The organism is Oleispirillum naphthae (assembly GCA_027864655.1).
Lineage (GTDB): Bacteria > Pseudomonadota > Alphaproteobacteria > Rhodospirillales > Rhodospirillaceae > Oleispirillum > Oleispirillum naphthae.
The window spans coordinates 95,045-121,641 of sequence record JAQAZG010000001.1 but is presented as its reverse complement, the minus strand read 5'-3'; the positions used below and the strand labels follow the sequence as shown (position 1 = coordinate 121,641).

The 26,597-nt window shown below is 68.0% G+C and carries 28 protein-coding genes and 1 tRNA gene; 14 read left to right on the top strand and 15 right to left on the bottom strand.

The features are described from left to right. Position 1 precedes the first annotated feature (1 nt). Positions 2-697, top strand: coding sequence for a DsbA family oxidoreductase (locus tag O7R11_RS00525; RefSeq protein ID WP_337995517.1), 696 nt, complete (start codon positions 2-4; stop codon positions 695-697). Here the strand turns inward: O7R11_RS00525 and mfd are convergent. Further along, positions 657-4,148: a transcription-repair coupling factor gene (mfd, locus tag O7R11_RS00520; protein WP_337995516.1), complete on the bottom strand. Its 3,492-nt coding sequence runs from the start codon at positions 4,146-4,148 to the stop codon at positions 657-659. The genes O7R11_RS00525 and mfd overlap by 41 nt on opposite strands. Then, entirely contained in the window at positions 4,145-4,423 is a 279-nt protein-coding gene (locus O7R11_RS00515; protein ID WP_337995515.1) for an FAD assembly factor SdhE, read from the bottom strand. The genes mfd and O7R11_RS00515 overlap by 4 nt, the downstream gene beginning before the upstream one ends. 100 nt (positions 4,424-4,523) lie before the next feature. Here O7R11_RS00515 and recG point away from each other — a divergent pair, with 100 nt between their 5' ends. Further along, entirely contained in the window at positions 4,524-6,611 is a 2,088-nt protein-coding gene (gene recG, locus O7R11_RS00510; protein ID WP_337995836.1) for an ATP-dependent DNA helicase RecG, read from the top strand. On the opposite strand, the gene O7R11_RS00505 is transcribed toward recG, so the two are convergent. Together O7R11_RS00505 and O7R11_RS00500 are read right to left on the bottom strand one after the other, a co-directional pair. Next, on the bottom strand, positions 6,550-7,317 hold the full coding sequence (locus O7R11_RS00505; protein ID WP_337995514.1) for a DUF502 domain-containing protein: 768 nt from the start codon (positions 7,315-7,317) through the stop codon (positions 6,550-6,552). The two genes, recG and O7R11_RS00505, sit on opposite strands and share 62 nt — an antisense overlap. 21 nt (positions 7,318-7,338) lie before the next feature. Then, positions 7,339-7,683 (bottom strand): Crp/Fnr family transcriptional regulator, encoded by a 345-nt coding sequence (locus tag O7R11_RS00500; RefSeq protein ID WP_337995513.1) that lies wholly within the window; start codon positions 7,681-7,683, stop codon positions 7,339-7,341. A gap of 124 nt (positions 7,684-7,807) precedes the next feature. On the opposite strand from O7R11_RS00500, the gene O7R11_RS00495 reads away from it, so the two are divergent. Continuing rightward, complete coding sequence (locus O7R11_RS00495; protein WP_337995512.1) at positions 7,808-8,254, top strand: NUDIX domain-containing protein; 447 nt, start codon at positions 7,808-7,810, stop codon at positions 8,252-8,254. Here O7R11_RS00495 and O7R11_RS00490 read toward each other — a convergent pair. Then, entirely contained in the window at positions 8,220-8,477 is a 258-nt protein-coding gene (locus tag O7R11_RS00490) for a hypothetical protein (protein ID WP_337995511.1), read from the bottom strand. The genes O7R11_RS00495 and O7R11_RS00490 overlap by 35 nt on opposite strands. Before the next feature lie 274 nt (positions 8,478-8,751). Between O7R11_RS00490 and O7R11_RS00485 the strand changes: the two genes are divergently transcribed. Beyond that, positions 8,752-8,943, top strand: coding sequence for a hypothetical protein (locus O7R11_RS00485; RefSeq protein WP_337995510.1), 192 nt, complete (start codon positions 8,752-8,754; stop codon positions 8,941-8,943). Positions 8,944-8,961: 18 nt separating this feature from the next. Here the strand turns inward: O7R11_RS00485 and O7R11_RS00480 are convergent, their stop codons facing one another. Together O7R11_RS00480 and O7R11_RS00475 are read right to left on the bottom strand one after the other, a co-directional pair. Next, positions 8,962-9,210, bottom strand: coding sequence for an Lrp/AsnC family transcriptional regulator (locus O7R11_RS00480; protein WP_337995509.1), 249 nt, complete (start codon positions 9,208-9,210; stop codon positions 8,962-8,964). Beyond that, a complete protein-coding gene (locus O7R11_RS00475; RefSeq protein ID WP_337995508.1) occupies positions 9,210-10,121 on the bottom strand; it encodes a ChbG/HpnK family deacetylase in 912 nt (303 codons plus the stop codon). Before O7R11_RS00475 ends, O7R11_RS00480 begins: the two co-directional genes overlap by 1 nt. A 29-nt stretch (positions 10,122-10,150) precedes the next feature. Here O7R11_RS00475 and O7R11_RS00470 point away from each other — a divergent pair, with 29 nt between their 5' ends. The 3 genes from O7R11_RS00470 to O7R11_RS00460 are packed head-to-tail and all read left to right on the top strand — an operon-like array spanning position 10,151 to position 13,172. Continuing rightward, positions 10,151-11,167 carry a glycosyltransferase family 2 protein gene (locus O7R11_RS00470; RefSeq protein WP_337995507.1) on the top strand — a complete coding sequence of 339 codons (1,017 nt, stop codon included), beginning with the start codon at positions 10,151-10,153 and terminating at the stop codon, positions 11,165-11,167. Next, a complete protein-coding gene (locus O7R11_RS00465; RefSeq protein ID WP_337995506.1) occupies positions 11,164-12,789 on the top strand; it encodes a glycosyltransferase family 39 protein in 1,626 nt (541 codons plus the stop codon). The genes O7R11_RS00470 and O7R11_RS00465 overlap by 4 nt, the downstream gene beginning before the upstream one ends. After that, a complete protein-coding gene (locus O7R11_RS00460; protein ID WP_337995505.1) occupies positions 12,786-13,172 on the top strand; it encodes a GtrA family protein in 387 nt (128 codons plus the stop codon). The genes O7R11_RS00465 and O7R11_RS00460 overlap by 4 nt, the downstream gene beginning before the upstream one ends. Positions 13,173-13,175: 3 nt before the next feature. Here O7R11_RS00460 and O7R11_RS00455 read toward each other — a convergent pair whose 3' ends face one another. After that, a complete protein-coding gene (locus O7R11_RS00455) occupies positions 13,176-13,640 on the bottom strand; it encodes an outer membrane lipoprotein (protein WP_337995504.1) in 465 nt (154 codons plus the stop codon). A gap of 171 nt (positions 13,641-13,811) precedes the next feature. Here O7R11_RS00455 and O7R11_RS00450 point away from each other — a divergent pair, with 171 nt between their 5' ends. Both O7R11_RS00450 and O7R11_RS00445 read left to right on the top strand, forming a co-directional pair. Then, positions 13,812-14,504 carry a type 1 glutamine amidotransferase gene (locus O7R11_RS00450; protein ID WP_337995503.1) on the top strand — a complete coding sequence of 231 codons (693 nt, stop codon included), beginning with the start codon at positions 13,812-13,814 and terminating at the stop codon, positions 14,502-14,504. 202 nt (positions 14,505-14,706) lie between these two features. Beyond that, the gene (locus tag O7R11_RS00445; protein ID WP_337995502.1) at positions 14,707-15,276 is read left to right on the top strand and encodes an SOS response-associated peptidase; all 570 of its coding nucleotides are present in this window, start codon (positions 14,707-14,709) and stop codon (positions 15,274-15,276) included. A gap of 59 nt (positions 15,277-15,335) precedes the next feature. Here the strand turns inward: O7R11_RS00445 and O7R11_RS00440 are convergent, their stop codons facing one another. The 7 genes from O7R11_RS00440 to O7R11_RS00410 all read right to left on the bottom strand — a co-directional run bounded on the left by O7R11_RS00440 (position 15,336) and on the right by O7R11_RS00410 (position 20,900). After that, positions 15,336-15,611, bottom strand: coding sequence for a BrnA antitoxin family protein (locus O7R11_RS00440; RefSeq protein WP_337995501.1), 276 nt, complete (start codon positions 15,609-15,611; stop codon positions 15,336-15,338). Then, positions 15,595-15,876 carry a BrnT family toxin gene (locus O7R11_RS00435; RefSeq protein WP_337995500.1) on the bottom strand — a complete coding sequence of 94 codons (282 nt, stop codon included), beginning with the start codon at positions 15,874-15,876 and terminating at the stop codon, positions 15,595-15,597. Before O7R11_RS00435 ends, O7R11_RS00440 begins: the two co-directional genes overlap by 17 nt. A 252-nt stretch (positions 15,877-16,128) precedes the next feature. Continuing rightward, positions 16,129-16,204 (bottom strand) — tRNA-Lys (locus O7R11_RS00430). Positions 16,205-16,284: 80 nt separating this feature from the next. Beyond that, complete coding sequence (locus tag O7R11_RS00425; protein ID WP_337995835.1) at positions 16,285-16,833, bottom strand: peptidylprolyl isomerase; 549 nt, start codon at positions 16,831-16,833, stop codon at positions 16,285-16,287. A 65-nt stretch (positions 16,834-16,898) separates the two neighbouring features. Further along, a complete protein-coding gene (coaD, locus tag O7R11_RS00420) occupies positions 16,899-17,408 on the bottom strand; it encodes a pantetheine-phosphate adenylyltransferase (RefSeq protein WP_337995499.1) in 510 nt (169 codons plus the stop codon). A 65-nt stretch (positions 17,409-17,473) separates the two neighbouring features. Beyond that, on the bottom strand, positions 17,474-20,242 hold the full coding sequence (gyrA, locus tag O7R11_RS00415; RefSeq protein ID WP_337995498.1) for a DNA gyrase subunit A: 2,769 nt from the start codon (positions 20,240-20,242) through the stop codon (positions 17,474-17,476). A 196-nt stretch (positions 20,243-20,438) separates the two neighbouring features. Next, complete coding sequence (locus O7R11_RS00410; protein ID WP_337995497.1) at positions 20,439-20,900, bottom strand: Lrp/AsnC family transcriptional regulator; 462 nt, start codon at positions 20,898-20,900, stop codon at positions 20,439-20,441. Between the two features lie 209 nt (positions 20,901-21,109). Here O7R11_RS00410 and O7R11_RS00405 point away from each other — a divergent pair, with 209 nt between their 5' ends. The 5 genes from O7R11_RS00405 (at position 21,110) to O7R11_RS00385 (ending at position 26,567) form a co-directional block, all read left to right on the top strand. Continuing rightward, entirely contained in the window at positions 21,110-22,063 is a 954-nt protein-coding gene (locus O7R11_RS00405; protein ID WP_337995496.1) for a uroporphyrinogen decarboxylase family protein, read from the top strand. A 50-nt stretch (positions 22,064-22,113) separates the two neighbouring features. Continuing rightward, a complete protein-coding gene (locus O7R11_RS00400) occupies positions 22,114-23,112 on the top strand; it encodes a TRAP transporter substrate-binding protein (RefSeq protein ID WP_337995495.1) in 999 nt (332 codons plus the stop codon). A gap of 88 nt (positions 23,113-23,200) precedes the next feature. Continuing rightward, positions 23,201-23,686, top strand: coding sequence for a TRAP transporter small permease (locus tag O7R11_RS00395; protein WP_337995494.1), 486 nt, complete (start codon positions 23,201-23,203; stop codon positions 23,684-23,686). Positions 23,687-23,689: 3 nt separating this feature from the next. Further along, positions 23,690-24,988 carry a TRAP transporter large permease gene (locus O7R11_RS00390; protein ID WP_337995493.1) on the top strand — a complete coding sequence of 433 codons (1,299 nt, stop codon included), beginning with the start codon at positions 23,690-23,692 and terminating at the stop codon, positions 24,986-24,988. A gap of 298 nt (positions 24,989-25,286) precedes the next feature. Then, positions 25,287-26,567: an L-serine ammonia-lyase, iron-sulfur-dependent, subunit alpha gene (locus tag O7R11_RS00385; RefSeq protein ID WP_337995492.1), complete on the top strand. Its 1,281-nt coding sequence runs from the start codon at positions 25,287-25,289 to the stop codon at positions 26,565-26,567. Positions 26,568-26,597: the final 30 nt, after the last annotated feature.

The following is a 26,597-nucleotide window of genomic DNA, read 5'->3' as shown; positions in this document are numbered from 1 at the left end:
GATGCGCATCGCCATCCACTTCGATGCGATCTGCCCCTGGTGCTTCATCGGCGAGCGCCGCCTCGCCCAGGCCCTGGCGCTGCGCCCGGCGCTCAAGCCCGCGATCCTCTGGCGGCCCTATTTCCTCAATCCCGACCTGCCGGATACGGGGGTGGATTTCTCCGTCTACGTGGAACGCAAGTTCGGCGGTGCGCAGCGCGCCAAGCGCCTCCTCGCCTCGCTTGCCGAGATCGGCAACGCCGTCGGCATCCCCTTCGATTTCGGCGCGATCCGCCGCGTGCCGCCGACGCTCGACGCCCATGTCCTGATCCGCCTCGCGCACCGCTTCGGCAGGCAGACCGAGGTGGCCGCCGCGGTGTTTTCCGCCCACTTCACGCAAGGGCTGGACATCGGCGACCGCGCGGAGCTGGCGCGCATCGGCATCGCCGCCGGTCTCGGCGAGACCCGCATCGCCGAGGCCTTCGACGACGCGGCGACGATCGAGGCGCTGCGCGCCGAGGCGGAAAACGCGCAGCGCTCCGGCACCCTGGGGGTGCCGCTGTTCGTCATCGACGATGCGTTCACGATCACCGGCGCGCACGAGGCGGAGGTGCTGGTGCGCCTGCTCGACGTCGCCGCGGCGGGCGAGGAGGCGGCGCTGACGCGGGAGGCCAACTTCACCCCGCCGCTTCGGCGATCTCCACCAGAGAGTCCATGATCCGCCGCGCCCCGGTGAGGCGCAGGGACGCGTCCTCCCACGGACGCATGATCACCAGCTTCTGGTCCGGCTTGATCCTGATCGTCGCGACGTTCTTCGAGATATAGCCGACGAGGCCCACGGGATTGGGGAATTCGCCGTTGCGGAAGGCGATCACCCCGCCCTTCGGCCCGGCGTCGAAACGCTCCACGTTGGCGCGCAGGCACAGGGCCTTGAGCGCCACCACGTCGAGGAGGTTTTCCACTTCCGGCGGCAAGGGGCCGAAGCGGTCGATCATTTCGGCGGCGAGGGCCTCGATCTCGGGGCGCGAGGCGACCGCCGCGATGCGCCGGTAGAGGTTCAAGCGCACGCTCAAGTCCGCGACGTAACCCTCTGGAATCAAAACCGGCATACCGAGGGAAATCTGCGGCGACCAGGCTTCCGCCGTCTCCGCCGCCGCGCCTCCGGCGCGCGCCGCGGCCACCGCCTCCTCCAGCAGGTGCTGGTAGAGCTCGATGCCGACCTCGCGGATGTGGCCCGACTGCTCGTCGCCGAGAAGGTTGCCCGCGCCGCGGATGTCGAGGTCGTGGCTGGCCAGGGTGAAGCCCGCGCCGAGGCTGTCGAGGGAGTGCATGACGTTGAGGCGCTTCATCGCCGCCTTGCCCACCGCGCGGTCGTGCGGCAGCGTGAGATAGGCGTAGCTGCGCGCCTTGCCGCGCCCGACGCGGCCGCGCAGCTGGTAGAGCTGCGACAGGCCGAAGAGGTCGGCGCGGTGGATGACGATGGTGTTGACGTTGGGCAGGTCGAGGCCGCTCTCGATGATATTGGTGGAGACCAGTACGTCGAACCCGCCGTCGGAGAACGACGTCATCACGTCCTCCAGGGACTTGGCCGCCATCTGGCCGTGCGCCACCGCGACGCGGATGTCCGGCACCATGCGGTGCAGGCGGGTGAGCACCAGGTCGATATCCTTGATCCGCGGGCAGACGTAGAAGGTCTGCCCGCCCCTGAAGCGCTCGCGCAAAATCGCCTCGCGCACGATCACCGGGTCGAACGGCAGGACGAAGGTGCGCACCGCCAGGCGGTCCACCGGCGGCGTGGCGATGAGGCTCAGTTCCTTCACCCCGGAGAGCGCCATCTGCAAGGTGCGCGGGATCGGCGTGGCGGTCAGGGTGAGGACGTGCACGTCGGCCTTGAGCTGCTTCAGCCGTTCCTTGTGGGCGACGCCGAAGTGCTGCTCCTCGTCCACGACGAGCAGGCCGAGGCGGGCGAAGGAAAGCGACTTCGCCAGCACCGCATGGGTGCCGACGACGATGTCCACGGTGCCGTCGGCCAGCCCGGCGCGCACCCGCGCCGAATCCTTGGCCGAGACCAGGCGGGAGAGCGTTTCCACCTTCAGCGGCAGCCCGGCGAAGCGTTCGCGGAAATTGCGGTAGTGCTGGCGGGCCAGAAGCGTCGTCGGCACCACCACCGCCACCTGCACCCCGGCATAGGCGGCGACGAAAGCGGCGCGCAGCGCCACCTCGGTCTTGCCGAAGCCGACGTCGCCGCACACCAGGCGGTCCATCGCCCGCCCGGTTCCCAGGTCCTCCAGCACCTCCTCGATCGCCTTGAGCTGGTCCTCGGTCTCGGTATAGGGGAAGCGGGCGCAGAATTCGTCGTAGAGCCCTTCCGGCGCGGCGAAGCTTTCGGCGGTGCGCACCTGCCGCGCCGCCGCGGTGCGGATCAATTGTTCCGCCATCTCGCGGATGCGCGCCTTGAGGCGCGCCTTGCGCGCCTGCCACGCCGGGCTGCCGAGGCGGTCGAGCGCCGCGCCCGCATCCTCCGAGCCGTAGCGGGAGAGCACGTCGATGTTCTCCACCGGCACGAACAGCTTGTCGCCGTCGGCATAGAGCAGGCGCAGGCAGTCGTGCGGCGCGCCGCCCGCGGTCACCGTCTCCAGCCCTTCGTAGCGGCCGATGCCGTGCTCCGCGTGCACCACCAGGTCGCCCTCGGCGAGCGACGAGGCGTCGGCGATGAAGTTTTCCGCCTTGCGCGCCTTCTTGCGGCGCGGCTGCGCCAGGCGATCGCCGAGGATGTCCTGCTCCGAGATCACGCAGAGCCCCGGCGCGCGGAAGCCGCGTTCCAGCGGCACTACGGCAAGCACCAGGGCGTCCGCGGGCGCGGCCTCGGCCTCCGCCCAGGTTTCGGCGGCGGCCACCGGCGCGATCGCGTGGTCGCGCAGCATCGCCGCGAGGCGGTCGCGCGAGCCCAGGGTGAGGGTGGAGATCATCACCCGCCTGCCCTCGCCCCGCTGTTCCGCGGCGTAGGCGGCGATTTCCGGGAACACCGCGTCGAAGCCCCGCGCCCGGGCCTCGGCGAACAGGCGGCCCGGCAGGGAGTCCGCCGCTTCCGCCGCGCCGCCGTCCTCGGGCGGGGCGTCCAACTCGGTGAGGGTGAGCGCGGCGCGGGCGGCAAGCAGGCGCTTCCACTCCGCCTCGTCCACGAACAGGCGCGGCGGCGGCACCGCGCGGTAGGGCGCGCCGCCGTCCTTGAAGCCGGTCTCGGCGGCGGTCTTGCGCGCCGCGTAGTATTCGTCGATCTGCTCCCACGCGGCTTCGAGGCTTTCCGGCAGGGCCGCGTCGAAGGCCACCACCGCCTCCGGCGCATAGGCGAACAGGGTGTCCAGCCCGTCCTCGAAGAACAGCGGCAGCCAGTGTTCCATGCCGGGGAAGCGGCGGCCCGCGGACACCGCCTCGTAGAGCGGATCGTCGGCGACCGCGCCGAAGAGTTCGCGGTAGCCGCTGCGGAAGGCGGCGATCGCCGCCGCATCGAGGCGGATTTCGCTCACCGGGCGCAGCGCCAGGGCGGCAAGCCCGCCGCTGGTGCGCTGCGTCACCGGGTCGAAAGAGCGCAGGGTCTCCAGGGTGTCGCCGAAGAAGTCGAGGCGCACCGGCTCCGCCGCGCCGGAGGGGAAGATATCGACGATGCCGCCGCGCACCGCGTATTCGCCCGGCTCCATCACCTGGTCGGCGCGTCCGTAGCCGTTGCGGTCGAGGAAGGAAATCAGCGCCGCGGGGTCGAGGCCGCCGCCCGCCGCGAGGTCGAGGCGCACGCCGGCCATGCGCTCGCGTCCGGGCACCCGCTGCACCGCGGCGCGCGCCGTGGCGAGGATCAGGCGGCCCGGGCGCGGCCCTTCGTCGGCGAGGCGCGACAGCGTGGCGAGCCGCCGCCCGACGATCTCCGCATGCGGCGAGGCGCGGTCGTAGGGCACGGTGTCCCAGGCGGGGAATTCGAGAATCTCGATGTCCGGAGCGAAGAAGGCCACCGCCTCCGCCAGGCGCGCCAGGTGCACGTCGTCCGCCGCGACATAGAGCACCCCGCCCGCCGCCTCGCGGCTCAACCGGCCGAGCAGGCAGGCGTCGAAGCCCGCCGCGACGCCGGTAAGGGTGCGGCGCCCGCGGGGTGGGAGGTCTTTAAGAAACGAGGTCAACGCAGCGTCTTAACGTAATCGAATTCCATGAGTTCCCGCATGACTGCGGTGTCCATCTCGGCAGGGACCGCGGCCTTGTAGCACAGCCAGTCGAGAAGATCGCTGTCCGGCACGTCGAGAATCGCCTCGTACTGGCGCAACTGTTCCGCGCCGAAACCGGCAACCTTCGCCTCCGCGAAAGCGCCGATCACCAGGTCGAGTTCCTTCATGCCGCGGTAGGCGGAGCGGAACATCAGGCGCTTGCGGCGGATTTCCAGGGGATCGCTAGGAGTCATCGGCTTGAGTCCTTCGGTTTTCGGGAACGCCCCGCCTGTCGTCGGGACCGAGGATAGGATATATAGGGATTGGATTTTTTTGTCATCCTCGGTCATCCGCATGCGCCCGCCGATTCTCTATCCGCTGTTCGCGCCCCTGACCTCGCTGCCCGGTGTGGGGCCGCGCATCGCGCCGCTGATCGCCCGCGCCGTGGACGGCGACAAGGTGGTGGACCTGCTGTGGCATCTGCCGCAGGGCTGCATCGACCGCACCGCGCGCCCGGCGGTGATGGAGACCACGGACGGGCTGACCGCGACGCTGACGGTGCGGGTGCTGCGCCACGAGGCCGCGCCGCCGAAGAGCCGCAGCCCCTACCGCGTGGTCTGCGCCGACGACAGCGGCGAGATCGCCCTGGTGTTCTTCCACGCGCGGGAGGACTACCTGCGGAGCGCCCTGCCCGAGGGCGCGACGCGGCTGGTCAGCGGGCGCGTGGAATGGTTCCGCGGCGCGCCGCAGATCAGCCACCCGGACTACATCGCGCCGCCGGACAAGGCGGACGAAATTCCGGCGGTGGAGGCGGTCTACGGCCTCACCGGCGGGCTGACCCAGAGGGTTCTCGGCAAGGCCGCGCGCAATGCGCTGGCGCGCCTGCCGGAGCTGGCGGAGTGGAACGACCCGCACCTGCTGCGCCGCGAGGGCTGGCCCGCCTGGGGCGCGGCTTTGGCGGACGTGCACGCCTGCGCCACGCCGGAGGCGCTGTCGCCGCAACACCCGGCGCGCCGCCGCCTCGCCTTCGACGAACTGCTCGCCGCGCAATTGGCGCTCTCGGTGGTGCGGGCCAAGGCGCGCGCCCGCCCCGGCCTGGCGCTGCCCGGCACCGGCGCGCTCGCGGCGCGTATCCGGACCGCCCTGCCCTTCACCCTCACCGCGGCGCAGGAAAGCGCGCTGGCGGAAATCCACGCCGACATGGCGCAACCCACCCGCATGCTGCGCCTGTTGCAGGGCGACGTCGGCAGCGGCAAGACCGTGGTCGCGCTGCTGGCGATGGCGCGCGCCGTGGAATCCGGCGCGCAGGCCGCCTTCATGGCGCCCACCGACCTGCTGGCGCGGCAGCACTTCGCCACCATCGCGCCGCTCGCCGAAGCCGCCGGGATGTCCGCGGTGCTGCTCACCGGCCGCGACAAGGGCGCGGAGCGCGCCGCGGCGCTCGCCGCGCTGGCCGAGGGCCGCGCCCAGATCGCCGTGGGCACCCATGCGCTGTTCCAGGACGACGTGGCGTTCCGCCGCCTCGGTCTGGCGGTGATCGACGAACAGCACCGTTTCGGCGTGCGGCAGCGCCTCATGCTCTCCGACAAGGGGCGCGACACCGACCTGCTGGTGATGACCGCGACGCCGATCCCGCGCACCCTGATGCTCGCCGCCTACGGCGACATGGATTCCTCGCGCATCGCCGAGCGCCCGCCCGGCCGCCTGCCGATCGACACCCGGCTGGTGGCGCTCTCCCGCTTGGCGGAGGTGGTGGAGGGGGTGCGCCGCGCCGTCGCCGCGGGGCGGCAGGTCTATTGGGTATGCCCGCTGGTGGAAGGCGACGAGGAAACCCCGCTGACCTCGGTGGAGGAACGCGCCGCCGCCCTCGCCCAAGTGCTGGGCAAGGACGCGGTGGGCCTGGCGCACGGGCGGATGAAGGGGCCGGAGCGCGACGCCGCGATGCAGGACTTCCTCGCCGGCAGGACGCGGGTTCTCGTCGCCACCACGGTGATCGAGGTGGGGGTGGACGTGGCCGACGCCAGCGTCATCGTCGTCGAGCATGCGGAGCGCTTCGGCCTGGCGCAGCTGCACCAGTTGCGCGGCCGCGTCGGCCGCGGCAGCGCCGCTTCGAGTTGCCTGCTGCTCTACGGCAACCTCACCGAGACCGCGCAGGAGCGCCTGACCACCCTGCGCGCCACCGACGACGGCTTCGCCATCGCCGAGGCGGACCTGCGCCTGCGCGGCGCGGGCGAACTGCTGGGCACGCGGCAGAGCGGGCTGCCGGAGTTCCGCCTCGCCGACCTTGCGGCGCACGCCGACCTGCTCGCCATCGCGCGGGCGGATGCGGAGCGCATCCTGGCGATGGACCCCGAACTGGCGGGCGCGCGCGGCGCGGCGCTCAGGTGCCTTTTGTATCTGTTTTCGCGGGATTCTGTCGTGGCGACGCTGCGCTCCGGCTGACCGGACCCTTGATCCGGTGCGGGTCCTTCTTCGCGCGGTCGGGCGGCGTGACGATGCCGCCGGAGATCACCATCTTGATCCCCTCCTCCACCGTCATCTCGAGGATCACCAGGTCGCTGCGCGGCACGAACAGCAGAAAGCCCGAGGTCGGGTTGGGCGTGGTCGGCAGAAAGACGTTGAGAACCTCGTTCTCGGTGAGGCGCTGCACCTCGCCCTCGGTGACGCCGCTGATGAAGCCCAAGGCCCAGATGCCGCGCCGCGGATATTCCACCAGCACGCACTGGCGGAACGCCGAGGACTGGTTGGACAGCACCGCCTCGAACAGCTGCTTGAGCGCGCCGTAGATGCTGCTGATCACCGGCATGCGGTTGAGGATGCCCTCCCACCAGCGCAGCATCAGCCGCCCGATCAGCCCGGCGGTGAGCGCGCCCACCAGGGTGAGGAAGGCGAGCAGCACCAGCACGCCGAAGCCGGGGATGTCGATGCCGGGGCGGTAGCGCGGCGGCAGCAGCGAGCCGACCTGGGAATCCACCACCGAGATGAACAGCCAGGCGAGATAGAGGGTCAGCGCCGCGGGCGCGGTGACGAGCAGCCCGGCGAAGAAATAGCCGCGCAGGCGCGCGAACACGGTGGTTCTCGGCTTGACCTTGCCGCGCAGGGGCTTCTTGCCGGGGGATTTCGCTCCGGCGGGCGGCGGGGATGACATGCGCGGGGTTCCTTGCCGGGGTCAGATGTCTTGTTTGGACATATCGCGGAGATTGCGCACCAGCATGTTGAGGAGGCCGCGGATGAACGGGTCGAGCTTGTGCAGGCGCTCCTCGAACATCATGCGGTTGATCACCACCAGGGTGCAGGCCTCCACCGTGCGGGCGTTGGCCATGCGCGGCTGGTCGTCGATCAGCGCCATCTCGCCGAAGATGCCGCCCTCGGTGATCAGGCCGAGGCGGCGTTCCGAACCGTCGGCGAGGCCCTTGTAGATCTCGACGACCCCGCTCTGCACCAGATAGGCGAAGTCGCCATCCTGCCCCTCGCGGAAGAGAATCGTCTCGGAAGCCACGACCTTGCGATCCATGATACGCTTTTCGGCCATCGCGGTTGCTTTCGGCAGTTGCGGTTGAGGGTTTTCGACCAGGCGCAGCCCATTGGGGCCGCTTACCCAAATGGGGATGATACGCAGAATGGGAAAGGCTGAACAGATGCGTGATCGCCGATTCCGCGAAAAGACGGTGCCCTGCGTCAGCGGCCTGTTCGTTCGGCGCGGCCAGGTGCTGCTGACCCGCCGCGGGCATGCGCCGCGGCAAGGCGAATGGTCGCTGCCCGGCGGACGCATCGCGGCGGGGGAGACGCCCTTGCGCGCGCTCGTCCGCGAAATGGCCGAGGAGACCGGCCTTGCGCCGCTCGCCGTGTTGCCGTTCGCCCACGTCACGGTGCGCCACCGCGGCGGCCCGGCCTATCGCATTCTCTGCTTCCGGGTGTTCTCGTGGCATGGCCGGGCGCGGGCGGGCGACGACGCCACGGCATGCCTCTGGACGCCGCTCGCGCGCCTGCCCGGCGTGCTGAAGCGGCTACAGACGCGGCGCGTCATCGCCGCGGGGGCGAAGCTCGCCATCACCGCGCGGGGACGGCCTCGTCGATACGAATGAGCAGGCCGCCGGAATCCTCCGGCGCGGCGTCGAGGGCCGCCGACCAATCGGGGGCGGCGACGCCGGAAAGGTCGAGAGCGTCGCGGGGACCCGCGTCCGCCCGCGGCGGCGGCGCGCCGCGCAGCAGGAAAAGCTCGTTGCCGCGCCCGGGCGCAGGAAGATGCACGCCGCGGTCGAAGTCCACGACGTCCTCCGGAGGGATCGGGGGTGTCTTGCCCGGCATGGCCGAATCCTCCCAGCCCCGCCTCCGCCGCGCAGAGTCGTTGCGAAGATGGGCGCGCTTCCAAGTATAGACGATCATACCTAAGGATCAATCCAAACTCGCGCGCGTCTCTCTCGAAAATTGCCGAAATTCCGCAAAAACCCAAGGAGATGTGGCGGAATTGACGGTTCCGCTGCGGCGTATCGAAAGTATGATGGCGGCGCCCCGACAAAGCGCGTTGCATCGTGGCGCTCGATGGGTAGTATGGCGTCCCGGACAGACAGGGGGACACCGCATGTTGTTGTTGGGACGCATTCTCTTCGTCGGCGGCTTTCTCGGCCTCGCCGTACAGATCCTCGACTCTTGGCTCGGCCTTTTCGGCCTGCCGATCGACAAGGCGCACCTTCCCATCGCGCTGGCCTGGTGGGCGTGCTTCGGCGGCGCTGCCGCGCTCGGCGTCTGGCTGATGAAGAAGCACGGCGGCTGAGGCCGCCGCGCAAGGCCCTCAGGCCTTGGTGAAGGCGTTGAAGGTGATCAGCGTGAAGGTGCCGGAAACGCCGGGAATGGTCTGGACGCGTTCGGTGACGAAACGCCCGATGTCCACCCCCTCCTCCACATAGAACTTCGCCAGCAGGTCGTACTCGCCCGAGGTGGAATACACCTCGGAGGTCTCGGCGACGTCCTCGACGAGGCCGGAGGCCACCTCGTACGCCTTGCCCAGATCGCACTTCAGTTGAACGAACACCGCCTGCATCAGTTTCCTCCGAGATTGGTTCCTTGGCCCGCGCCGAACGCCGCGATGCGGTAGCCGGCCTGCGCGCAGTCCTCGGCGAACGCCGCCGAGGCGAAGTAAGCGTATTCCGCGGCCCGCGCCGCGGCAAGGGTGGAGCGCGCCCGCAGCGCCGCATCGTCGCGCCCCGGGTGGCAGAAGATCAGGGGATGCGCCGGGTGCGTCCCCGCATCGTTGAGGAATTTCTTGAAGAGATCGCGGTAAGGCACGGAAATCCCCAGGTCGTATGCGCCGCGGAAACCGCGGTTGCGGGCGATCCCCGCGGCATCCGCCAGGCGCGCATGCCGCGCCCCGAGCACCGCCAGCACCGCCGACTTGAACGGCGTCACGCCGCGCCGCAGCACCGCGGCGAGCGGTTCTGCGGTGCTGCGCGTCCACGCGGACGCGCCGTAGCGCCGCAGCATCTCGGCGATCAGCGCCTCGCGCACCACCGGAAAGACGTGGACGTGCTGATGCCCATCGACGAAGGCGGGCGCACCGCCGAAGGCATCCTCGAAGGCGTCGAGCTGGGCGCGGATCTCCGCCGCCACCTCCGCCGCATCCAGCCGCCGCAGGTGCGCCGCGCGCAACAGCGCCGAGAGCCCGGGCAGCGCGCCGCCCGGCGCAAGCCGCGGCAGCGGCGCGAGCGAATCGTGGTCGGTGAGCGTCAGGTGCAGGCCGACGTCCGCCGCGCCCGCCGCCGCGGCGCGCAGCCCCGCCGCGCGCTGCCGCCATTCCGCAAAGCCGGTCATCGCGCTCACCGCGCTCAGGCGGCGTTTTTCCAGCAGGTCTTCGATGGCGTCGCAGACCCCCGGCGAGATGCCGAAATCGTCGGCGCAGAGAACCATGCGCCGCTCTTCGTCGCCATTTGCATCCGCCGGTTTTTCGATTACCATGCCCCACCTTTGTTCGGAGTTTTTCTTCGATGCGCCAAGCGCAGCCGACACCGCAATCCGAAACCCTTCCGCCGCGGCAGCCCGCCCTGCTCTCGGTGGTCGTGCCCTGCTACAACGAATCCGACGGCCTGCGCGCCCTCCTGGCGGCGCTGACGCCGGTGCTGGAGCCGCTCGCGCCGCGCCACGAGATCATCCTGGTGGATGACGGCAGCCGCGACAATACCTTCGATATCGCGCAAGAACTGAGCCGTTCCGACCCGCGAGTCAAGGCGTTGCGCTTCGCCCGCAACTTCGGCAAGGAGGCGGCGATGGCCGCCGGGCTCGCCCACGCCCAGGGCGACGCCGTGGTGCTGATGGACGCCGACCTGCAGCACCCGCCCGCGCTGATCCCCGAGATGGTGGCGTGCTGGACCGCGGGCACCGACATGGTGATCGCGGTGCGCCGCCGCCGCGATACCGATTCCTGGCTGCGGCGGCTGGTCAGCCGCGCCTTCTACCACCTGTTCGACGCCGTCTCCGAGGTGCGCATTCCGCCGGGCGCGGGCGATTTCCGCCTGTTCGACCGCAAGGTGGCGCAGGCGATCGTTTCCCTGCCGGAGCGCAACCGCTTCATGAAGGGGATCACCAGCTGGGTCGGCTTCCGCCAGGAGTGCCTGCCCTTCGACGTGGCCGACCGCGCCAGCGGCCGCTCCTCGTGGAGCCTGCTCAAGCTGCTGCGCTACGCCTGGGACGGCATCACCTCGTTCTCCACCCTGCCGCTGCGCGTGTGGTCGGTGCTCGGCGTGACCATCGCCGGACTCTCCGCCCTCTACGGCCTGTGGCTGGTGATTTCCACCACCGTGTTCGGCATCGACGTGCCCGGATACGCGTCACTGATGGTTTCCACCCTGTTCCTCGGCGGCGTGCAGTTGATCTCTCTCGGCGTGCTCGGCGAATACGTCGGGCGGATTTTCCTGGAAGTGAAGATGCGGCCGATGTATCTGGTCGCCGACAGCGTCGGCTTCGACGATGCCGATGCCTCCGGAACCGGGAGAAAACGCCGGTGAGTTCCCTCTTCGCCCGCCTGCGGGCCAAACCCGGACGCACCGCCAGCCTGGCGGTGTTCGCCGTCATGGGCATCCTGCTGCTCGCCACCTTCCACCGCTACGGCATCTCCAACGACGAGGAAGTGCAGCAGACCTACGGCGAGCTTTTGATCCGCTACTACGCCAGCGGATTCGCCGACGACAACGCCTTCCACTACCGCAACCTCTACCTCTACGGCGGCCTCTTCGACCTCATCGCCGCGGGCATCGGCCCGCACCTGCCGATGGCCACCTACGAGTGGCGCCACCTGCTCACCGCGGTCTTCGGCATGCTCGGCATGTGGGGCACCTGGCGGCTCGCCCGCCTGCTCTCTTCCGACGGCTGGGCCTGCGTCGCGGTGCTGCTGCTCGCCGCCACCGGCGCCTGGTGGGGCACCCTGTGCAACCACACCAAGGACGTCTCCTTCGCCGGCGCGATGATCTGGGTCACCTATTACGCCGCGCGCATCGCGCCGCACCTGCCGCGGCCGCGGCCGCGCCACGTGATCGGCCTCGGCGCGGCCATGGGCTGCGCGCTGGGCCTGCGCATCGTCGCGGTCTACGCCGGGCTGGAAATCGCCATTCTCCTCATCGTCGCGGCAATGGACACGCGGGAGGGCTTCCGCGGCTTCGCCAGGGGCCTCGGCTCCTCGATCCTCCACCTTTTGCCCGCGGGCGCGGTGGGGCTTGCGATCATGGCGGTCTCCTGGCCGTGGTCGGTGCTCGCCCCCGGCAACATCCTCGTCGCCATCGACACCTTCCGCCGCTTCCCGATCAATCTGTGGACGCGCCTGGGCGGCGTGGCGATCAAGGCCGCCGACGTGCCGCGCTGGTACCTGCCCACCTATGTGGCGATCCGCCTGCCGGAACTCGCCCTCCTCGGGCTCGCCTGCGGCAGCGCGTGCTCGCTGCTCGACACCTTCCGCCGCCGCTTCGAGCGCCTGCACGCGCTGCGCCTGCTGCCGGTGCTGCTGGCGGTGGCGGTGCCGATGGGCCACGCGGTGTTCTCCGACCCGGTGCTCTACAACGGCCTGCGCCACTACATGTTCCTGCTGCCGCCGCTTGCGGTGCTGGCGACGCTGGGCCTGCGCGCCGCCTATCACTGCATCGTGCGCCGCCTCGGATTGAGGATGGGACGTGCCTTCCTCGCCGTCTGCGCCGCCCTGTGGATGGTGCACGCGGGCACCCTGGTGCGCCTGCATCCCTATGAGTCGGTGGCCTACAACAGCTTGGCCGGCGGGGTTTCCGGCGCGGCGGGGCGTTACGAATTCGACTACTGGGGCAATTCCATCCGCGAGGCCACGAACCGCCTGACCCGAATGGTCGCGGCGGAAGAAGCCTCCGGCAAGCAGGACCGCCGCTTCGGCCCGCCCTACCGCGTCGCGGTGTGCGCCGAGCAGATCCAGGCCGACGAATACCTGCCCGCGAAGTTCAGGATGACCACCAACTGGCTCACCGCCGACTTCTTCATCTCGCAGATCCAGGACGGTTGCGAGAACGATATGGACGGCAAGGTGGTGATCGACATCAAGCGGCTGGGCACCACCATCGGCGTGGTCAAGGACCGCCGCGCCATCACCCGCGCGGAACGAGGCGAAAATTGATCGACTGGCAGATGCAGGCGCGGCGTTTCCTGAGGTTCGCGGCGGTCGGAGTGGTCGGCACCGGCGCGCATTACGCCACGCTCACCGCGCTGGTGGAGCTGCGCGGCATGGACCCGGTGCTCGGTTCGGTGCTGGGATTCCTGGTGGGCGCGCTGGTCAATTATGCGCTCAACTACCGCCTCACCTTCCACAGCACCAAGCGCCACCGCGAGGCCGCCGGCAAATTCCTGGCGGTCGCGGGGAGCGGATTCCTGCTCAATGCGCTGCTGATGGCCCTCCTGGTCAAGGAGGCGGGCGTACCCTATCTGCTCGCCCAGATCGCGGTCACCGGCATGCTGCTGTTCTGGCATTACGCCCTGAACGCGATCTGGACCTTCCGCTGACCCTTATCGGATCGTGGTGTCGCGGACGAGGCGGGTGTCGCGGCCCTGGAGAATCAGCACCCGTTCGCCGACGCCGAGCTGCTGCTCGTTGCTCTGCACGATGGCGACGGTCGAGCCGTTGTCCATCTGCACGATGAACTCGATGGCCGAACCCTCGGTGACGGCGCTTTCCGTCGCCGCGCCCGCGACGCCGCCGAGCAGCGCGCCGCCGATCGCGCCCAGCGCGTTGGCCCGGCCGCCGCCGCCGAGATACGACCCGGCGACGCCGCCCGCCACCGCGCCCGCGCCGATGCCGACGCCGCTCTGCTCACCGCCGGTCTGCACAACGCGCATGGAGAGAATCCGCCCCTTCTGGACGGAGGAGGTCTGCATCATCTGGCCGCGCTGATAGGAGCTGGCCGAAGGACCGGTCTGGCAGCCCGCCACGGCCAAGGCCGCCAGCACCAGAGGAATGTAACGGAGACGCATGGTCGCAAACCCTGTTCAGATATAACCAAGGCTATGATTTTCGGTGCGCATCGGGGTTTCCGCAAGCCCCCGGCGCGTCAAGAAAGCGAAAAATCCCCCGCCGCCCACGGGCTTGACATGCGGAGGCATGGCGGCCAAATCGGAACGGCATCGGCATAAGGCGGCAGTATCTTGAATATCCTGGTGATCCTCAATTCCAAGAGCGCACCCGCCGGGCTGATGGCGGAACGCATCGCGGCGCGCGGCTGGACCATGACGCTGACGGACCCGCACCGGGGCGACCCCCTGCCCGGCCCCACGGCGGCGGATGGTTTGGTGGCGCTCGGCGGCCCGCAGGATGCCTGGGACGACGCCAAGAACCCGGCCTTTTCCGCAATCATCGCCGCCATCCGCGGCTTCATCGGCGCGGAAAAGCCGGTGCTCGGCCTCTGCCTCGGCGGCCAGCTGCTCGCCCGCGCCCTCGGCGCACGGGTGCGGCGCATGGAAACCGGCTTCGAACGCGGGCTGATCGCCATGGCCGCGCCGCCCGGCGCCCCCGCCTCGATCGTCCCCGCCGGGCCGCTGCTCCTCACCTCCTGGCACCGCGACAGCTTCGATCTGCCCGCAGGCGCGGAATTGCTGCTTTCCAGCAATGCCTGCGCGCACCAGGCGTTCCGCGTGGGGCCGCGCGTCTACGGCTTCCAGTGCCACGTCGAGGCGACGCCGCAAACCCTCCTCGACTGGGTGAAAACCGGCTCCGGCAAACCATCCCCGGAGGAAGCCGCGGCGATCGAAGCCGCCGTGCACAAGGATTTCCCCAAGGCCCAGGCCACCGGCGCCGCAATCCTCGACGCCTGGCTCGACCTCTCCGCCGCTGCGGGGTAAAAGCAAAAACCTTGCGAGGGGACTCGGTCCCCTCGCGCACCCCATAACTTTGGTTTTTGCGCGTAGCGCCATAAACTTGTATGGCTGCAACGTGGATATTGCCTGCCGCTTCGCGGCAAAAAAGTAAGGGAGGTTTGGAGGGCCCAAGGCCCTCCAAGCGGGGCGCGGGGCGGCAGCCCCGCCAGCATTTCTGGAGGCGGAGATGTGCACGCGGTACCGGGTCGGAGCGAGCGGGAAGAAGCTGGCGGAGCGGTATGGCGCGGTGGAGGCGGCGTGCGATGCGCCCGGCGTGGAGGCGTTCCCCAAGCGGCGGGGCTGGGCGGTGTGCGCGGTGAAGGGCGAGTTGCGTCTGGGGACGATGGGCTGGGGATTTCCGCCGCCGCCGAACGGCCGCGCGCCGGTGGTCAACGTGCGCAATCTTGCCTCCCCCTTCTGGCGCGACGCGCTGGCGCGCCCGGCGCAGCGCTGCCTGGTGCCGGTGACGGAATTCTGCGAATGGGAGGGCGAGGCGGGCCGCAAGCGCGACCGCTGGTTCTCCGTGCCGTCGCTGGAGATTTTCAGTTTCGCGGGAATCTGGCGGCAGACCGCGGCGGGGCCGGTCTACGCCTTTCTCACCTGCGCGCCGAATGCGCTGGTCGCGCCGGTCCACCCCAAGGCGATGCCGGTGATCCTCCACCCGGAGGACGAGGCGCGCTGGCTCAGCGGCAACATCGCCGAGGTCCTCCCCCTCGCCGCGCCCTTCCCATCGCAGTTGATGGCGCTGGCGGAGTGAACGGAAATGCGTTGCCACCTGTGCGCCCGCTCCATGCGGCGGGTGCAAGTGCGGTTACTTCACTTCAGCCCGGCGACCTTTCGGAGATCGGCATTGATGCGGCTCTGCCAGCCCGGGCCGCCCGCACGGAAATGCTCCAGCACGTCTGCGTCGAGGCGCAGCGTCACCTGTCGCTTCGGGGATTCTGCCTTCGGACGACCGCGCAGCTTGTGGGCGAGTTCGGGGAAAGCCTCGGCGAACGGCTTGGCGTTCTTGAAGTCGGCCTCGGTCCATTCCGGGTTGTCGGAAACGGCAGTCATGTCGGCGTCGGTATATCCCTTACGCGTGGTGGGCATCGAACAGCCTCCTTTCGGTCTTGCTCGCGGGCCGCATGCTGATGACGGCGATGCCCTCGGTTCCGAGCGTGGCGAACACCACGGCAGTAGTGCCGTCCTCGAACCGCCCCTCTTTCGCAGGCACCACGAGCGCATTCAGGAAGAACACCCCGTCCTCCAGATCGGCGAAGTCCATCCCGTGCTTATCGAGATTGGCAAGGCGCTTCGGAGGGTCGTAGGTGATGTTCATGTGAATTAATGTAGCTACATTGATGCTGTGCGTCAAGATTTTCCGTAGCTACAAATAAACCCCATCCCCGCCGTGGGGACAGTGGTTAGAGGTGGAAGATTCCCACTTCTAACCTGACTGCCGGGCAGCATTGACGGAATTCTGCGAGTGGGAGGGCGAGGCGCGCTGGCTCAGCGGCGACCTCGCCGAAATCCTCCCCCTCGCCGCCCCCTTTCCCTCGCAACTGATGGCGCTGGCGGAGTGAACGAAAAAGGGGTTGAGCCTGTCGGCGCAACCCCTTGAATTCTATGGTGAGCGCGGCGGGACTCGAACCCACGACCCGCTGATTAAAAGTCAGCTGCTCTACCGACTGAGCTACGCGCTCGCACGTTTCCGCCGGAAACCGGGGAAGGCGGACCATAATCGGCGCCGCCCCCCGCGGTCAAGCCGCAATTCCGCGAGCCCTTATTTCAGGCCCTTCATCCGTTCGGCGTCGGCCATCACCTTGACCGAGACGATCTTGGTGGGCTCGCGCACCTGGCCGTTGTTGGACTCGGAGCCCTTCTTGATCTGGTCCACCACGTCCATGCCTTCGGCCACCTCGCCCCAGACGGTGTATTTGCCGTCGAGGAACGGCGCGGGCGCGAAGCAGATGAAGAACTGGCTGTCGGCGCTGTCGGGGCTGGCGGCGCGCGCCATCGAGGCGGTGCCGCGCACGTGTTTGGCCTTGGAGAATTCCGCCTTCAGCTTCTTGCCGGAACCGCCGGAGCCGGTGCCCGTGGGGTCGCCGCCCTGGGCCATGAAGCCGGGGATGACGCGGTGGAACGGCGTGCCGTCGTAGAAGCCCTCGCGCGCCAGCTCCTTGATCCGCGCCACATGGTTGGGCGCGAGGTCGGGGCGCATGGCGATCACCACCTTGCCCGCGGGCAGTTCCATGATCAGGGTGTTCTCGGGGTCCAACGGCGCGGCTTCGGCGGTGTTCTCGCTCACCAGGCATCCTCCCATAACTATCATCGCGGCGGCGGCCGGCCCCAGCGCCCAGCGCGCCAGGGACCGCCCATAGGTTTGCATCGTGCGTATCATCGTGCCTCTTTCCGGAACTGTTCCAGCAACTGCTTTTGCACCCGCGACGGCACGAACTGACCGACGTCGCCGCCGAGGCGTCCCACCTCCTTGACGAAACGCGAGGAGATGAACTGGTTGTGTTCCGACGCCATCAGGAACACCGTTTCGATATCCGAGTTGAGCCGCACGTTCATGCCGCACATCTGGAACTCGTATTCGAAGTCGGAGACCGCGCGCAGCCCGCGGATGATGAACTTGGCGCCGCACTCCAGCGCGAAATTCATCAAGAGGTTGGAGAAGGGCCGCACCTCCGCGCATTTGCCCGGCGGCAGGTCCAGCGCCGCGACCTCGCGTTGCGCCATCTCCACCCGCTCCTCCACCGGAAACATCGGCGATTTGCCGTCGCTTGCCGCGACGCCGACGATCAGGTGGTCCACCAGCCGCAACGAACGGGCGACGATGTCGAGGTGCCCGTTGGTGATGGGGTCGAACGTCCCCGGATAGATGCCGATCCCGACGGACATGGTCCAGCTCCCTCCCCCTTAGAGTTCATATCGTGTGCGCCGCCCCCGCGGCGCAGCGATCGGGCCTATGCTTCGCCGGGCGGCACATCGTCCATCTCCGGTGCGCGCTCCGGCGCGTCGGCCCCGGCGCCGTTTTCCGTGTCGTCCAGGACGTCGCCGTTCTCCTCTTCCATATCGGCGTCGTCGAGGCGGGTGGCGGACACCACGCGCTCGTCCTCCGCCGTGCGGAACAGGGTGACGCCCTGCGTCTTTCTCGCAGCAATGCGGATATCATGCACCGGCATCCGGATCAACTGTCCACCGTCGCTGACCAGCATCACCTGGTCGGAATCCTTGACCGGGAAGCTGGCCACCACGTCGCCGTTGCGGTCGGTGGCGTCGATGTTCATGATCCCCTGCCCGCCGCGCCCGGTGATGCGGTAGTCGTAGGCCGAGGTGCGCTTGCCGAAGCCGTTCTCGGTGACCACCAGCATGAACTGCTCCGCCTCGTGCATCTCCGCATAGAGGTCGTCGGAGATCGCGGCGGAGGGTTCCACCGCCTCCTCGCCCTCGGCGGCGTGCTCTTCCAGGCGGCGGCGCTTGAGGTAGGCGTCGCGGGTTTCCACGTCGTAGGCGGTGTGGCGCAGCACGGTGAGGCCGATCACGTCGTCGTCGGCGGCCAGCCGGATGCCGCGCACGCCGGTGGAGGTGCGCCCGGCGAACACCCGCACCTCGTCGATCGGGAAGCGGATGCACTTGCCCTTGCGGGTGGAGAGGAAGAGGTCGTCCTCGGAGGAGCAGTTGCGCACCGAGATCAGGCGGTCGCCGGAATCCAGCTTCATCGCGATCTTGCCGTTGGACATCACGTTGCCGAAGTCCGACAGCAGGTTGCGCCGCACGTTGCCGCGCGCCGTGGCGAAGGCGATGAACATCTTCTCCCACTCGGCCTCGTCCTCCGGCAGGCGGAGAATCGCGGCGATGGTCTCGTTCTCCTGCAACGGCAGAAGGTTGACCAGCGGCTTGCCGCGCGACTGCGGGTTGCCCAGCGGCAGGCGGTAGGCCTTGAGCTTGTAGACCATGCCGAGGGAGGAGAAGAACAGAAGCGGCGTGTGGGTGCTGGCCGAATAGACGCGGCGCACGTAGTCCTCCTCGCGCGTCGCCATGCCGGCGCGGCCCTTGCCGCCGCGCTTCTGCGCGCGGTAGGTGGAGAGCGGCACCCGCTTCACATAGCCCTTCGAGCTGTAGGTGACGACCATCTCCTCGCGCGGAATGAGGTCCTCGATGTCGTGCTCGAACTCGTTCTCCTCGAACATCGTGCGCCGCGGGTCGGCATAAAGGCCCTTCACCTCCAAGAGTTCGCCGCGGATGATGCCGTAGAGCTTTTCGCGCGAGCGCAGGGTTCCCAGGTAATCCTCGATCTTCAGGCCGATCTCGCGGATCTCGTCGTGCACCTTGTCGCGTTCCAGCCCGGTCAGGCGGTGCAGGCGCAGATCCAGGATGGCGCGGGCCTGCGTCTCGGAGAGGCGGTAGGCGCCGTCCACCACGCCGCGGCCCGGCTCGTCGATCAGCGCGATCAGGGGCTCCACGTCGGCGGCGGGCCAGTCGCGCGCCATCAGCCCCTCGCGCGCCGAGGTCGGGTCGGAGGCGGCGCGGATCAGCGCGATCACCTCGTCCAGGTTGGCCACCGCGATGGCGAGGCCGACCAACACGTGGGCGCGGTCGCGCGCGCGCGCGAGTTCGAACTCGGTGCGGCGGCGCACCACCTCCTCGCGGAAGCGGACGAAGGCGACGATCACCTCCTTCAGGGTGAGCAGTTGCGGCCGCCCCTCGTTGAGCGCCAGCATGTTGACGCCGAACGAGCTTTGCAGCGGCGTGAAGCGGTAGAGCTGGTTGAGCACGACGTCGGGCTGGGCGTCGCGCTTCAGCTCGATCACCACGCGCACGCCGCGGCGGTCGGATTCGTCGCGCAGGGCGGCGATGCCGTCGATCTTCTTGTCGCGCACCAGTTCGGCGATCTTCTCGATCATCGCCGCCTTGTTGACCTGGTAGGGCACCTCGTGCACCACCACGGCCATGCGGTCCTTGCGGATTTCCTCGATCTCGCACTTGGCGCGGAGGATCACCGAACCGCGCCCGGTGGCATAGGCGGCGTGCGATCCGGCGCGGCCGACGATGGTGCCGCCGGTGGGGAAATCCGGGCCGGGAACGATCCCCATCAGCTCGTCGAGGCCGATATCCGGGTTCTCGATGTAGGCGCAGCAGGCGTCCACCACTTCGCCCAGGTTGTGCGGCGGAATGTTGGTGGCCATGCCGACGGCGATGCCGCCCGCGCCGTTGACGAGAAGATTGGGGAACCGCGCCGGAAGCACCATCGGCTCTTGCGAGCTGTCGTCGTAATTGGGCTGGAAGGCGACGGTGTCCTTGTCGATGTCGTCGAGCAGGCACTGCGCGCTCTTCGCCAGGCGCGCCTCGGTGTAGCGCATCGCCGCGGGCGGGTCGCCGTCCATCGAGCCGAAGTTGCCCTGGCCGCTGACCAGCGGCAGGCGCATCGAGAAATCCTGCGCCATGCGCACCATCGCGTCGTAGATCGCGGAGTCGCCGTGCGGGTGGTAGCGGCCCATCACGTCGCCGACGATGCGCGCCGACTTTCTGAAAGGTTTCGTATGGTCGTAACCGCTTTCCTTCATCGAATACATGATGCGGCGGTGCACCGGCTTCAGCCCGTCGCGGACATCCGGAATGGCGCGGGCCACGATCACGCTCATCGCGTAATCGAGGTAGGAGCGCTTCATTTCTTCTTCGATGTGGATGGGCTGGATATCGGCCCCGGTCGCTTTGATCGGCGTATTGGTCAAGGCACACACACTTTCATGAAAACCAAGCCTTCCCGTGGCGGAAAAGCGTTGCAGTCTAGCATCCTCACCGCCGGGACTCAATCATCCCAGGCTGTGGCGGGCGCCATTACAACACAATTTCTGTGTTATTTATAGTAATTGACATTCATCAATTGTTGTTAGACCCTACGCCCAGCGCCTCCCCTGCTTTTCGGGGTCAGGGGGCGTAGCTCACCGGCAGTTCGGTGGTGGACTTGATCGTCTCCATGGCGAACATCGAGGTCACGTCGGACAGTTCGATGCGCTCGATGAGGCGCTTGTAGACCGAATCGTAGGCCGCGATGTCGGGCACCACGGCGCGCAGAAGATAGTCGATGTCGCCGCTCATGCGGTAGAATTCGACGATCTCCGGGATGTCCTGCACCGCGACTTGGAATTTCTGAAGCCATTCGCGGGAGTGATGGTTGGTGCGCACGGCGATGAACACGGTGACCCCCACGTTCATCTTCGCCGGGTCCAGCAGGGCGACGCGGCGGCGGATCACGCCGTCGGCTTCGAGTTTCTGGATGCGGCGCCAGCACGGCGTGGAGGACAGACCGATGCGCTCGCCGATTTCCGCGACCGGGAGCGTGGCGTTCTGCTGCAGCAGGGAAAGAATTTTCTTGTCCAGAGCGTCCATTGGGATAATCTACCACAAGATATGTGTGTATGGGCATCTTTTTCTCTAATTCTGGAACATCGCCCACGCACTTAGCAAGCTTTTTCAAACCGCCGTGCTACAATTTGCGGCATTGAAAAAAACCAGCCCAAAGCATGAGCACGTACCGCTTCGGGCCGACGCACCTCCAACCCACGGTGCCCCCGCACCGCCAGCAGGACCCTGACGCCATGAACAGAATGGACCGCTTCCATGCCGCCGTCGAAGGCCGCTCCGTAGACCGCATCCCCTTCATCATGTGGCTGCATTTCGTCACCAGCTCCCTCGACGGGGCCGAATCGGCCCGGCTGCACGCCCGCTTCTTCCGGGAGTTCGACCTCGACGTGGCCAAGGTGATCAGCGACTACCGCTGGCCCCTGCCCGCCGGCATGGAAACCTTCGAGTCCCCGCGCGACATGGCGAAGATCGGCGTCGCCGACATGGCGGACGATTCCTTCCAGCAGCAGTTCCGCCTGCACCGCGTGCTGCGCGCCGACCTCGGCGCCGACTGGCCGCTGATGGACACCTCCTTCGACCCGGTGCAGCAGATCACCCGCAAAACCGGCCTCGACACCACGCAGATGATCTACGACAACCCCCGCGAATCGAAGCCGATGCTCGAGGCGCTGACCGAAAGCCTCATCCTCTACATCCGCGAACTCAAGAAGATCGGCGTGGACAGCGTGCTCTATTCGATCCACGGCGCGATCCGCCCGCCGCACGGCATCGGCATCGACGAGGCCATCTTCAACGAGTTCCACAAGCCCTACGACATCGCCATTCTCGAGGAGATGAAGGGCATGGTGCGCGTGCTGCACGCCTGCCAGTGGCACCTCGACTTCGACCGCATCAAGGACTACCCCTTCGAGGTTCTTTCCTGGGCCGACCGCCACGAAACCAACCCCTCGCTCGCCGCGGCGCGCGAATTCTTCCCCGGAAAGTGCCTGATGGGCGGCTTCGACCACACCAAGGTGATCGGCCGCTCCCTGCCCGCCCTGCGCGCGGAGATCAAGGACGCCATCGCCCAGACCGGCGGGCGCCGGATGATCCTCGCACCGGGTTGTACCATCGCCTCGCAAGTTCCCTGTCATCTGATCGATTGCATCCGTCGGACCGCGGACGAGGCCGGTCCGGTTACCGTTTGACCGAATACGCCATTCATCGAGAGACCCCCTCCAAGCCAGAGGAGCACACCATGAAGAACTACTTGAGCGCGTTGGGTATGGGACTGGTCGCCGCCGCCGTGGGGTTCGCCGGACCCGCGTTCGCGGCCAAATACGAGCTGAAGCTCGCCACCGTGGTCAAGGCGCCGCATCCGTGGATCACGGGCGCGGAGTTCATGTCCAAGGAAATGGCCAAGCGCACCAACGGCGAGGTCACCATCAAGGTCTACGACAGCGGCTCGCTCGGCGACGACAAGACCGCGATCGACCAGATGCGCCTGGGCAGCATCGACCTGATCATCGGCGGCACCACCAACGCCACCGCCTTCGTCAAGGACTTCCAGGTGTTCAGCATCGACTACCTGTTCAAGGACCTCGACGCCTTCCGCAAGGTCACCGCGCCGACCAGCCCGGTGGTCAAGCACATCCAGGAGAAGGTGGCGAAAAAGGGCGTCGGCTTCGAGCTTCTCTCCCTGTGCAGCGGCGGCACCCGCAACTTCAGCAACTCGCTGCGCCCGGTGAAGACGCCCGCCGACCTCGACGGCATGAAGATGCGCGTCCCCGGCGCCAAGATGGCCTCGGTGATGTGGGCCACCCTCGGCGCGGTGCCCACCTCGCTGCCGTGGACCGAAGTCTACTCCGCCACCCAGACCGGCGTGGTCAACGCCTTCGAGAGCACCGTCAGCTCGTACTACGGCGCCAAGCTCTATGAAGTCGCGCCCTACCACAGCAAGACCGAGCACCAGATCATGACCTCCCACATCTCGGTCGGCTCGGCGACGCTGAAGAAGCTGCCGCCCGCCTATGCCAAGATTCTCCGCGAGGTCGCGGCCGATGCCGGCAAGGTGATCACCGACAAGGGCGAGGAATACGACGCCCAGTTCATCAAGCAGCTCGAGTCCAAGGGCGCCAAGGTCACCGCGGTGGACAAGAAGGCCTTCATGGACAAGATCGTCCCGCTGCATGAGCGCTTCGCCAAGGAAGCCGGCGCCGAGGACATGCTGAAGATGATCCGCGACATGACGAAGTAAGACCCGCTTCCGGCGGCGGGGGTTGCGTCCCCCGCCGCCGCTGTCTCAGAGAGACCTCACAACACGATCGATCCGAGCGGAGGGTTTGGTGTTAAAGACCGTCAATTCCCTTGTCGAGCGCGCCCTCATCCTGGTTGCATGGCCGATGTTCTCCCTCTACATCGTCGCCATCTTCACCCAGGTCGTCGCCCGCAATTATCTGCAAATCCCGATTACCTGGCTGGACGAGATCGCCCGCATGCTCTTCCTCTGGACGATCATGCTGGGCTCCGCCGTCGCGGTGCGGCGGCGCGTGCACTACGATATCGAGATCTTCCCGCCGCGCTTCGTGCGCATCAATATCGCGCTCAAGTTCGTCGCGCATACGGTGACGCTGGCCGTCATCCTGGTGATGCTGGTCTACGGCTGGCAATACACCGACATGAGCATGTTCAACGAATCCGAGGCGCTGGAGGTGCCGTGGGCCTATACCTACGTCTCCATGCCGATCGCCGCCGCGGCGATGCTCTCCTTCTGGATCGAAAACCTCATCGACGACCTGCGGTCGTTGCAGCAGACCCCGGCGGAGGCCTGAACCATGGGCGACACCATTCTTCTCATCGGCGGCTTCCTGCTCCTCATCCTGTTGCGGGTGCCGATCGCGTTCGCGCTCGCCGCCTCATCCCTCGTCACCATCCTCACCCTCGGCCTGTCGCCGGTGACGGTGGCCAACCAGATGTTCTCCGGCATCAACTCGTTCTCGCTGCTCGCCGTGCCGTTCTTCCTCTTTCTCGGCAAGCTGATGAACGACGGCGGCATCACCGACCGCCTGCTCAAGGTGGCCGACACCCTCGTCGGCCCGATCCGCGGCGGCCTGGGCCACGTCAACGTGCTCGCCAGCATGATGTTCGGCTGCATTTCCGGCTCCGGCGCGGCGGACACCGCCTCCATCGGCTCGGTGCTCATTCCCGCGATGAAGAAGGCGGGTTACGACCTTCCCTACACCGTGGCGATCACCGCCTGCTCCTCGACGCTGGGCATGGTCATCCCGCCGAGCATCCTGATGGTGCTCTACGGCGCCTTCGGCAACGTCTCGATCGGCGCGCTGTTCATCGGCGGGCTGGTGCCGGGCATCCTCATCGGCGTCGGCCAGATGGCCTACACCTACTACGTCGCGGTGAAGAACGGCATGGAGCCGACGCCGCGCCAGCCGGTTTCCGAGGTGGCCAAGGCGGTCTACAACGCCATCCCGCCGCTGTTGCTGCCCGCGATCATCCTCGGCGGCATCATGAGCGGCGTGTTCACCGCCACCGAGGCCGCCGCCGTGGCCGTGGTGCTGGGCCTCATCCTCGCCCTCTTCGTCTACCGCGAGCTGTCGATCCGCGACCTGCCCTACGTGCTCGGCCGCGCCGTGGTGGACTATTCCCTGCCGATGTTCTGCGTCGCCACCGCCGGGATCATGGGCTGGCTGATCGCCTACCTCAACATCGCCAACGACATCGCCACCTTCATCCTGTCGATCACCCACTCCTCGTTCGGCATCATGATGATGATCTCGGGCTTCCTGATCATCGTCGGCACGGTGCTGAGCCCGGTGACCGCGGTGATCATCTTCCTGCCGATCATCCAGGCGCTCGGCGACGTGGCGCACATCAACGACGTGCACATGGGCCTGATCGTGGTGCTGTCGCTGACCACCGGCCTGGTGACGCCGCCCTACGGCATCTGCCTGCTGATCGGCTGCCAGATCGCCGAGATCTCCGCGACGCGCGCCTTCGTCGCGGTGATCCCCATCCTTTGCATCACCATCGGCATGATCGTGCTGGGGTCGCTGTTCCCCGACCTCATGCTGTTCCTGCCCAAGCTGGTGATGCCGGAGGCCTTCGCGGGGGGCTGACGCCCCACGCCTCGCCGTGGCCCCCGGCGTCCCACGCGGACGCCGGGGATGCCGCGTCGCCACGCCTTGTGGGATAATTTTTTCCATAGAGATATTATAGAAAAATCATCTCCTTATTTTCCCAGATATATGAGTAAATTATTCTAGTTATTGCGTTTCATGCGCAATACTTTGCAAACATATTTTAGCCCCCCGGTGGTAGCTTCTCCTCAGTCGAAAATCTCGCACGGCGGCGCTTGCGCATGTTGCGCATGCCCAGCCGCCGCGGCGGGGACGAATGGTAAAGGAGATTCGCGTGATGCGTGGAGACGTACGGCAGGACATCGGCGAGGCGGCCGTCATCGCGGTTCTCAAAGAGGAAATCTGCCGCGCCACCGGCTGCACCGAGGTCGGCGCCGCCGCCCTGGTCGCGGCGCGCGCCGCCGAGGCGCTGGGCCGCGTGCCGGAGAAACTGCGGATCACCGTCAGCCCCAACGTCTACAAGAACGCGGCGCATGCCGGCGTGCCGGGCACGCCGTTCCGCGGCATCGCCCCCGCCGCCGCGCTCGGCGCGGTGATCGGCAAGGCCGCGGCGGGGCTCGCCGTGCTCGACGCGGTGACCCAGGACACCATCGCCCAGGCCACCGGCCTGCTGCGCGAGGGCCGGGTGCACGCCACCTTCGAACTCGGCGACGACGGCCTCTACCTGCGCGCCGAGGCCGAAGCGGGCGGCGACGCCGCGCTCGCCGAAATCACCGGCGCGCACGACCGCTTCACCCTGGTGACGAAGAACGGCGAGACGCTGCTGCGCGACGACGCGCCGCCGGAAGAGGCCGACCCCGCCACCATGCTGCGCGACGTGCCGGTGGCCCACCTGCTGGACGTGGTGGCGCACATTCCCGCCGCCGACCTGGAGTTCCTCATCGAAGCGGCGGACCTCACCGCCGCCGCCGCGCGAGCCGACCTCGATTCCGGCGCGCCGCTCGGCCGTGCGCTCTCCCAACACGCACAGGCCTCCCCCTCCCCCCGCGCCGCTGCGCAAGCCCTTGCGGGCGCCGCCAGCGAAGCGCGCATGAGCGGCGCGCCGGTCCCCGTGATGGCGATCACCGGCAGCGGCAACCACGGCATCACCAACTTCCTCGGCGTCCTCGGCTTCGCCCAGTCGATCGGCGCCAGCCGCGCAGAACTCGCCCGCGCGCTCGCCATCTCGTCGATCATCACCGTGGCGATCAAGGCCCACACCGGCAAGCTCACCGCCTTCTGCGGCTGCGCCGTGGCCCCCGCCACCGGGCTCGCCGCCGCCGCCGCCTATCTGCTGGGCGGCGGCCTCGCGGCGCAGGAGCACGCCATGCAGTCGATGATCGGCACCTTCGCCGGGCTGCTCTGCGACGGCGCCAAGGCCTCCTGCGCCTACAAGGTGGCCACCGTGGTCGGCGCGGCGATCGACCTCGCCACCCTCGCCGTGGAGGGCGTACACGTGCCCGACGGCGACGGCATCCTCGGCGCGGGCGTGGACGCGAGCTTCGCCAACCTCGGCCGCCTCAACGACCCCGGCATGCGCGGGACCGAAGAGGTCGTCCTCGGCATGATCGAACACTAGCGTTCCGGCGCTGCCCCGCCGAAACGCCAA

What these genes read in the sequence shown, in the direction of transcription:
- O7R11_RS00500 (WP_337995513.1), bottom strand. Translation starts at nt 7,683, where the DNA reads ATGGATCGCAAGGTCGTGGCTTCCGAGACGATTCTCTTCCGCGAGGGG.
- O7R11_RS00425 (WP_337995835.1), bottom strand. Translation starts at nt 16,833, where the DNA reads ATGATAGTTATGGGAGGATGCCTGGTGAGCGAGAACACCGCCGAAGCC.
- O7R11_RS00410 (WP_337995497.1), bottom strand. Translation starts at nt 20,900, where the DNA reads ATGGACGCTCTGGACAAGAAAATTCTTTCCCTGCTGCAGCAGAACGCC.
- coaD (WP_337995499.1), bottom strand. Translation starts at nt 17,408, where the DNA reads ATGTCCGTCGGGATCGGCATCTATCCGGGGACGTTCGACCCCATCACC.
- O7R11_RS00385 (WP_337995492.1), top strand. Translation starts at nt 25,287, where the DNA reads ATGCGTGGAGACGTACGGCAGGACATCGGCGAGGCGGCCGTCATCGCG.
- O7R11_RS00525 (WP_337995517.1), top strand. Translation starts at nt 2, where the DNA reads ATGCGCATCGCCATCCACTTCGATGCGATCTGCCCCTGGTGCTTCATC.
- O7R11_RS00490 (WP_337995511.1), bottom strand. Translation starts at nt 8,477, where the DNA reads ATGCCGGGCAAGACACCCCCGATCCCTCCGGAGGACGTCGTGGACTTC.
- O7R11_RS00455 (WP_337995504.1), bottom strand. Translation starts at nt 13,640, where the DNA reads ATGCGTCTCCGTTACATTCCTCTGGTGCTGGCGGCCTTGGCCGTGGCG.
- O7R11_RS00440 (WP_337995501.1), bottom strand. Translation starts at nt 15,611, where the DNA reads ATGCCCACCACGCGTAAGGGATATACCGACGCCGACATGACTGCCGTT.
- O7R11_RS00405 (WP_337995496.1), top strand. Translation starts at nt 21,110, where the DNA reads ATGAACAGAATGGACCGCTTCCATGCCGCCGTCGAAGGCCGCTCCGTA.
- O7R11_RS00515 (WP_337995515.1), bottom strand. Translation starts at nt 4,423, where the DNA reads ATGACTCCTAGCGATCCCCTGGAAATCCGCCGCAAGCGCCTGATGTTC.
- O7R11_RS00400 (WP_337995495.1), top strand. Translation starts at nt 22,114, where the DNA reads ATGAAGAACTACTTGAGCGCGTTGGGTATGGGACTGGTCGCCGCCGCC.
- O7R11_RS00505 (WP_337995514.1), bottom strand. Translation starts at nt 7,317, where the DNA reads ATGTCATCCCCGCCGCCCGCCGGAGCGAAATCCCCCGGCAAGAAGCCC.
- O7R11_RS00475 (WP_337995508.1), bottom strand. Translation starts at nt 10,121, where the DNA reads ATGGTAATCGAAAAACCGGCGGATGCAAATGGCGACGAAGAGCGGCGC.
- O7R11_RS00445 (WP_337995502.1), top strand. Translation starts at nt 14,707, where the DNA reads ATGTGCACGCGGTACCGGGTCGGAGCGAGCGGGAAGAAGCTGGCGGAG.
- O7R11_RS00470 (WP_337995507.1), top strand. Translation starts at nt 10,151, where the DNA reads ATGCGCCAAGCGCAGCCGACACCGCAATCCGAAACCCTTCCGCCGCGG.
- O7R11_RS00485 (WP_337995510.1), top strand. Translation starts at nt 8,752, where the DNA reads ATGTTGTTGTTGGGACGCATTCTCTTCGTCGGCGGCTTTCTCGGCCTC.
- O7R11_RS00495 (WP_337995512.1), top strand. Translation starts at nt 7,808, where the DNA reads ATGCGTGATCGCCGATTCCGCGAAAAGACGGTGCCCTGCGTCAGCGGC.
- O7R11_RS00390 (WP_337995493.1), top strand. Translation starts at nt 23,690, where the DNA reads ATGGGCGACACCATTCTTCTCATCGGCGGCTTCCTGCTCCTCATCCTG.
- O7R11_RS00480 (WP_337995509.1), bottom strand. Translation starts at nt 9,210, where the DNA reads ATGCAGGCGGTGTTCGTTCAACTGAAGTGCGATCTGGGCAAGGCGTAC.
- recG (WP_337995836.1), top strand. Translation starts at nt 4,524, where the DNA reads ATGCGCCCGCCGATTCTCTATCCGCTGTTCGCGCCCCTGACCTCGCTG.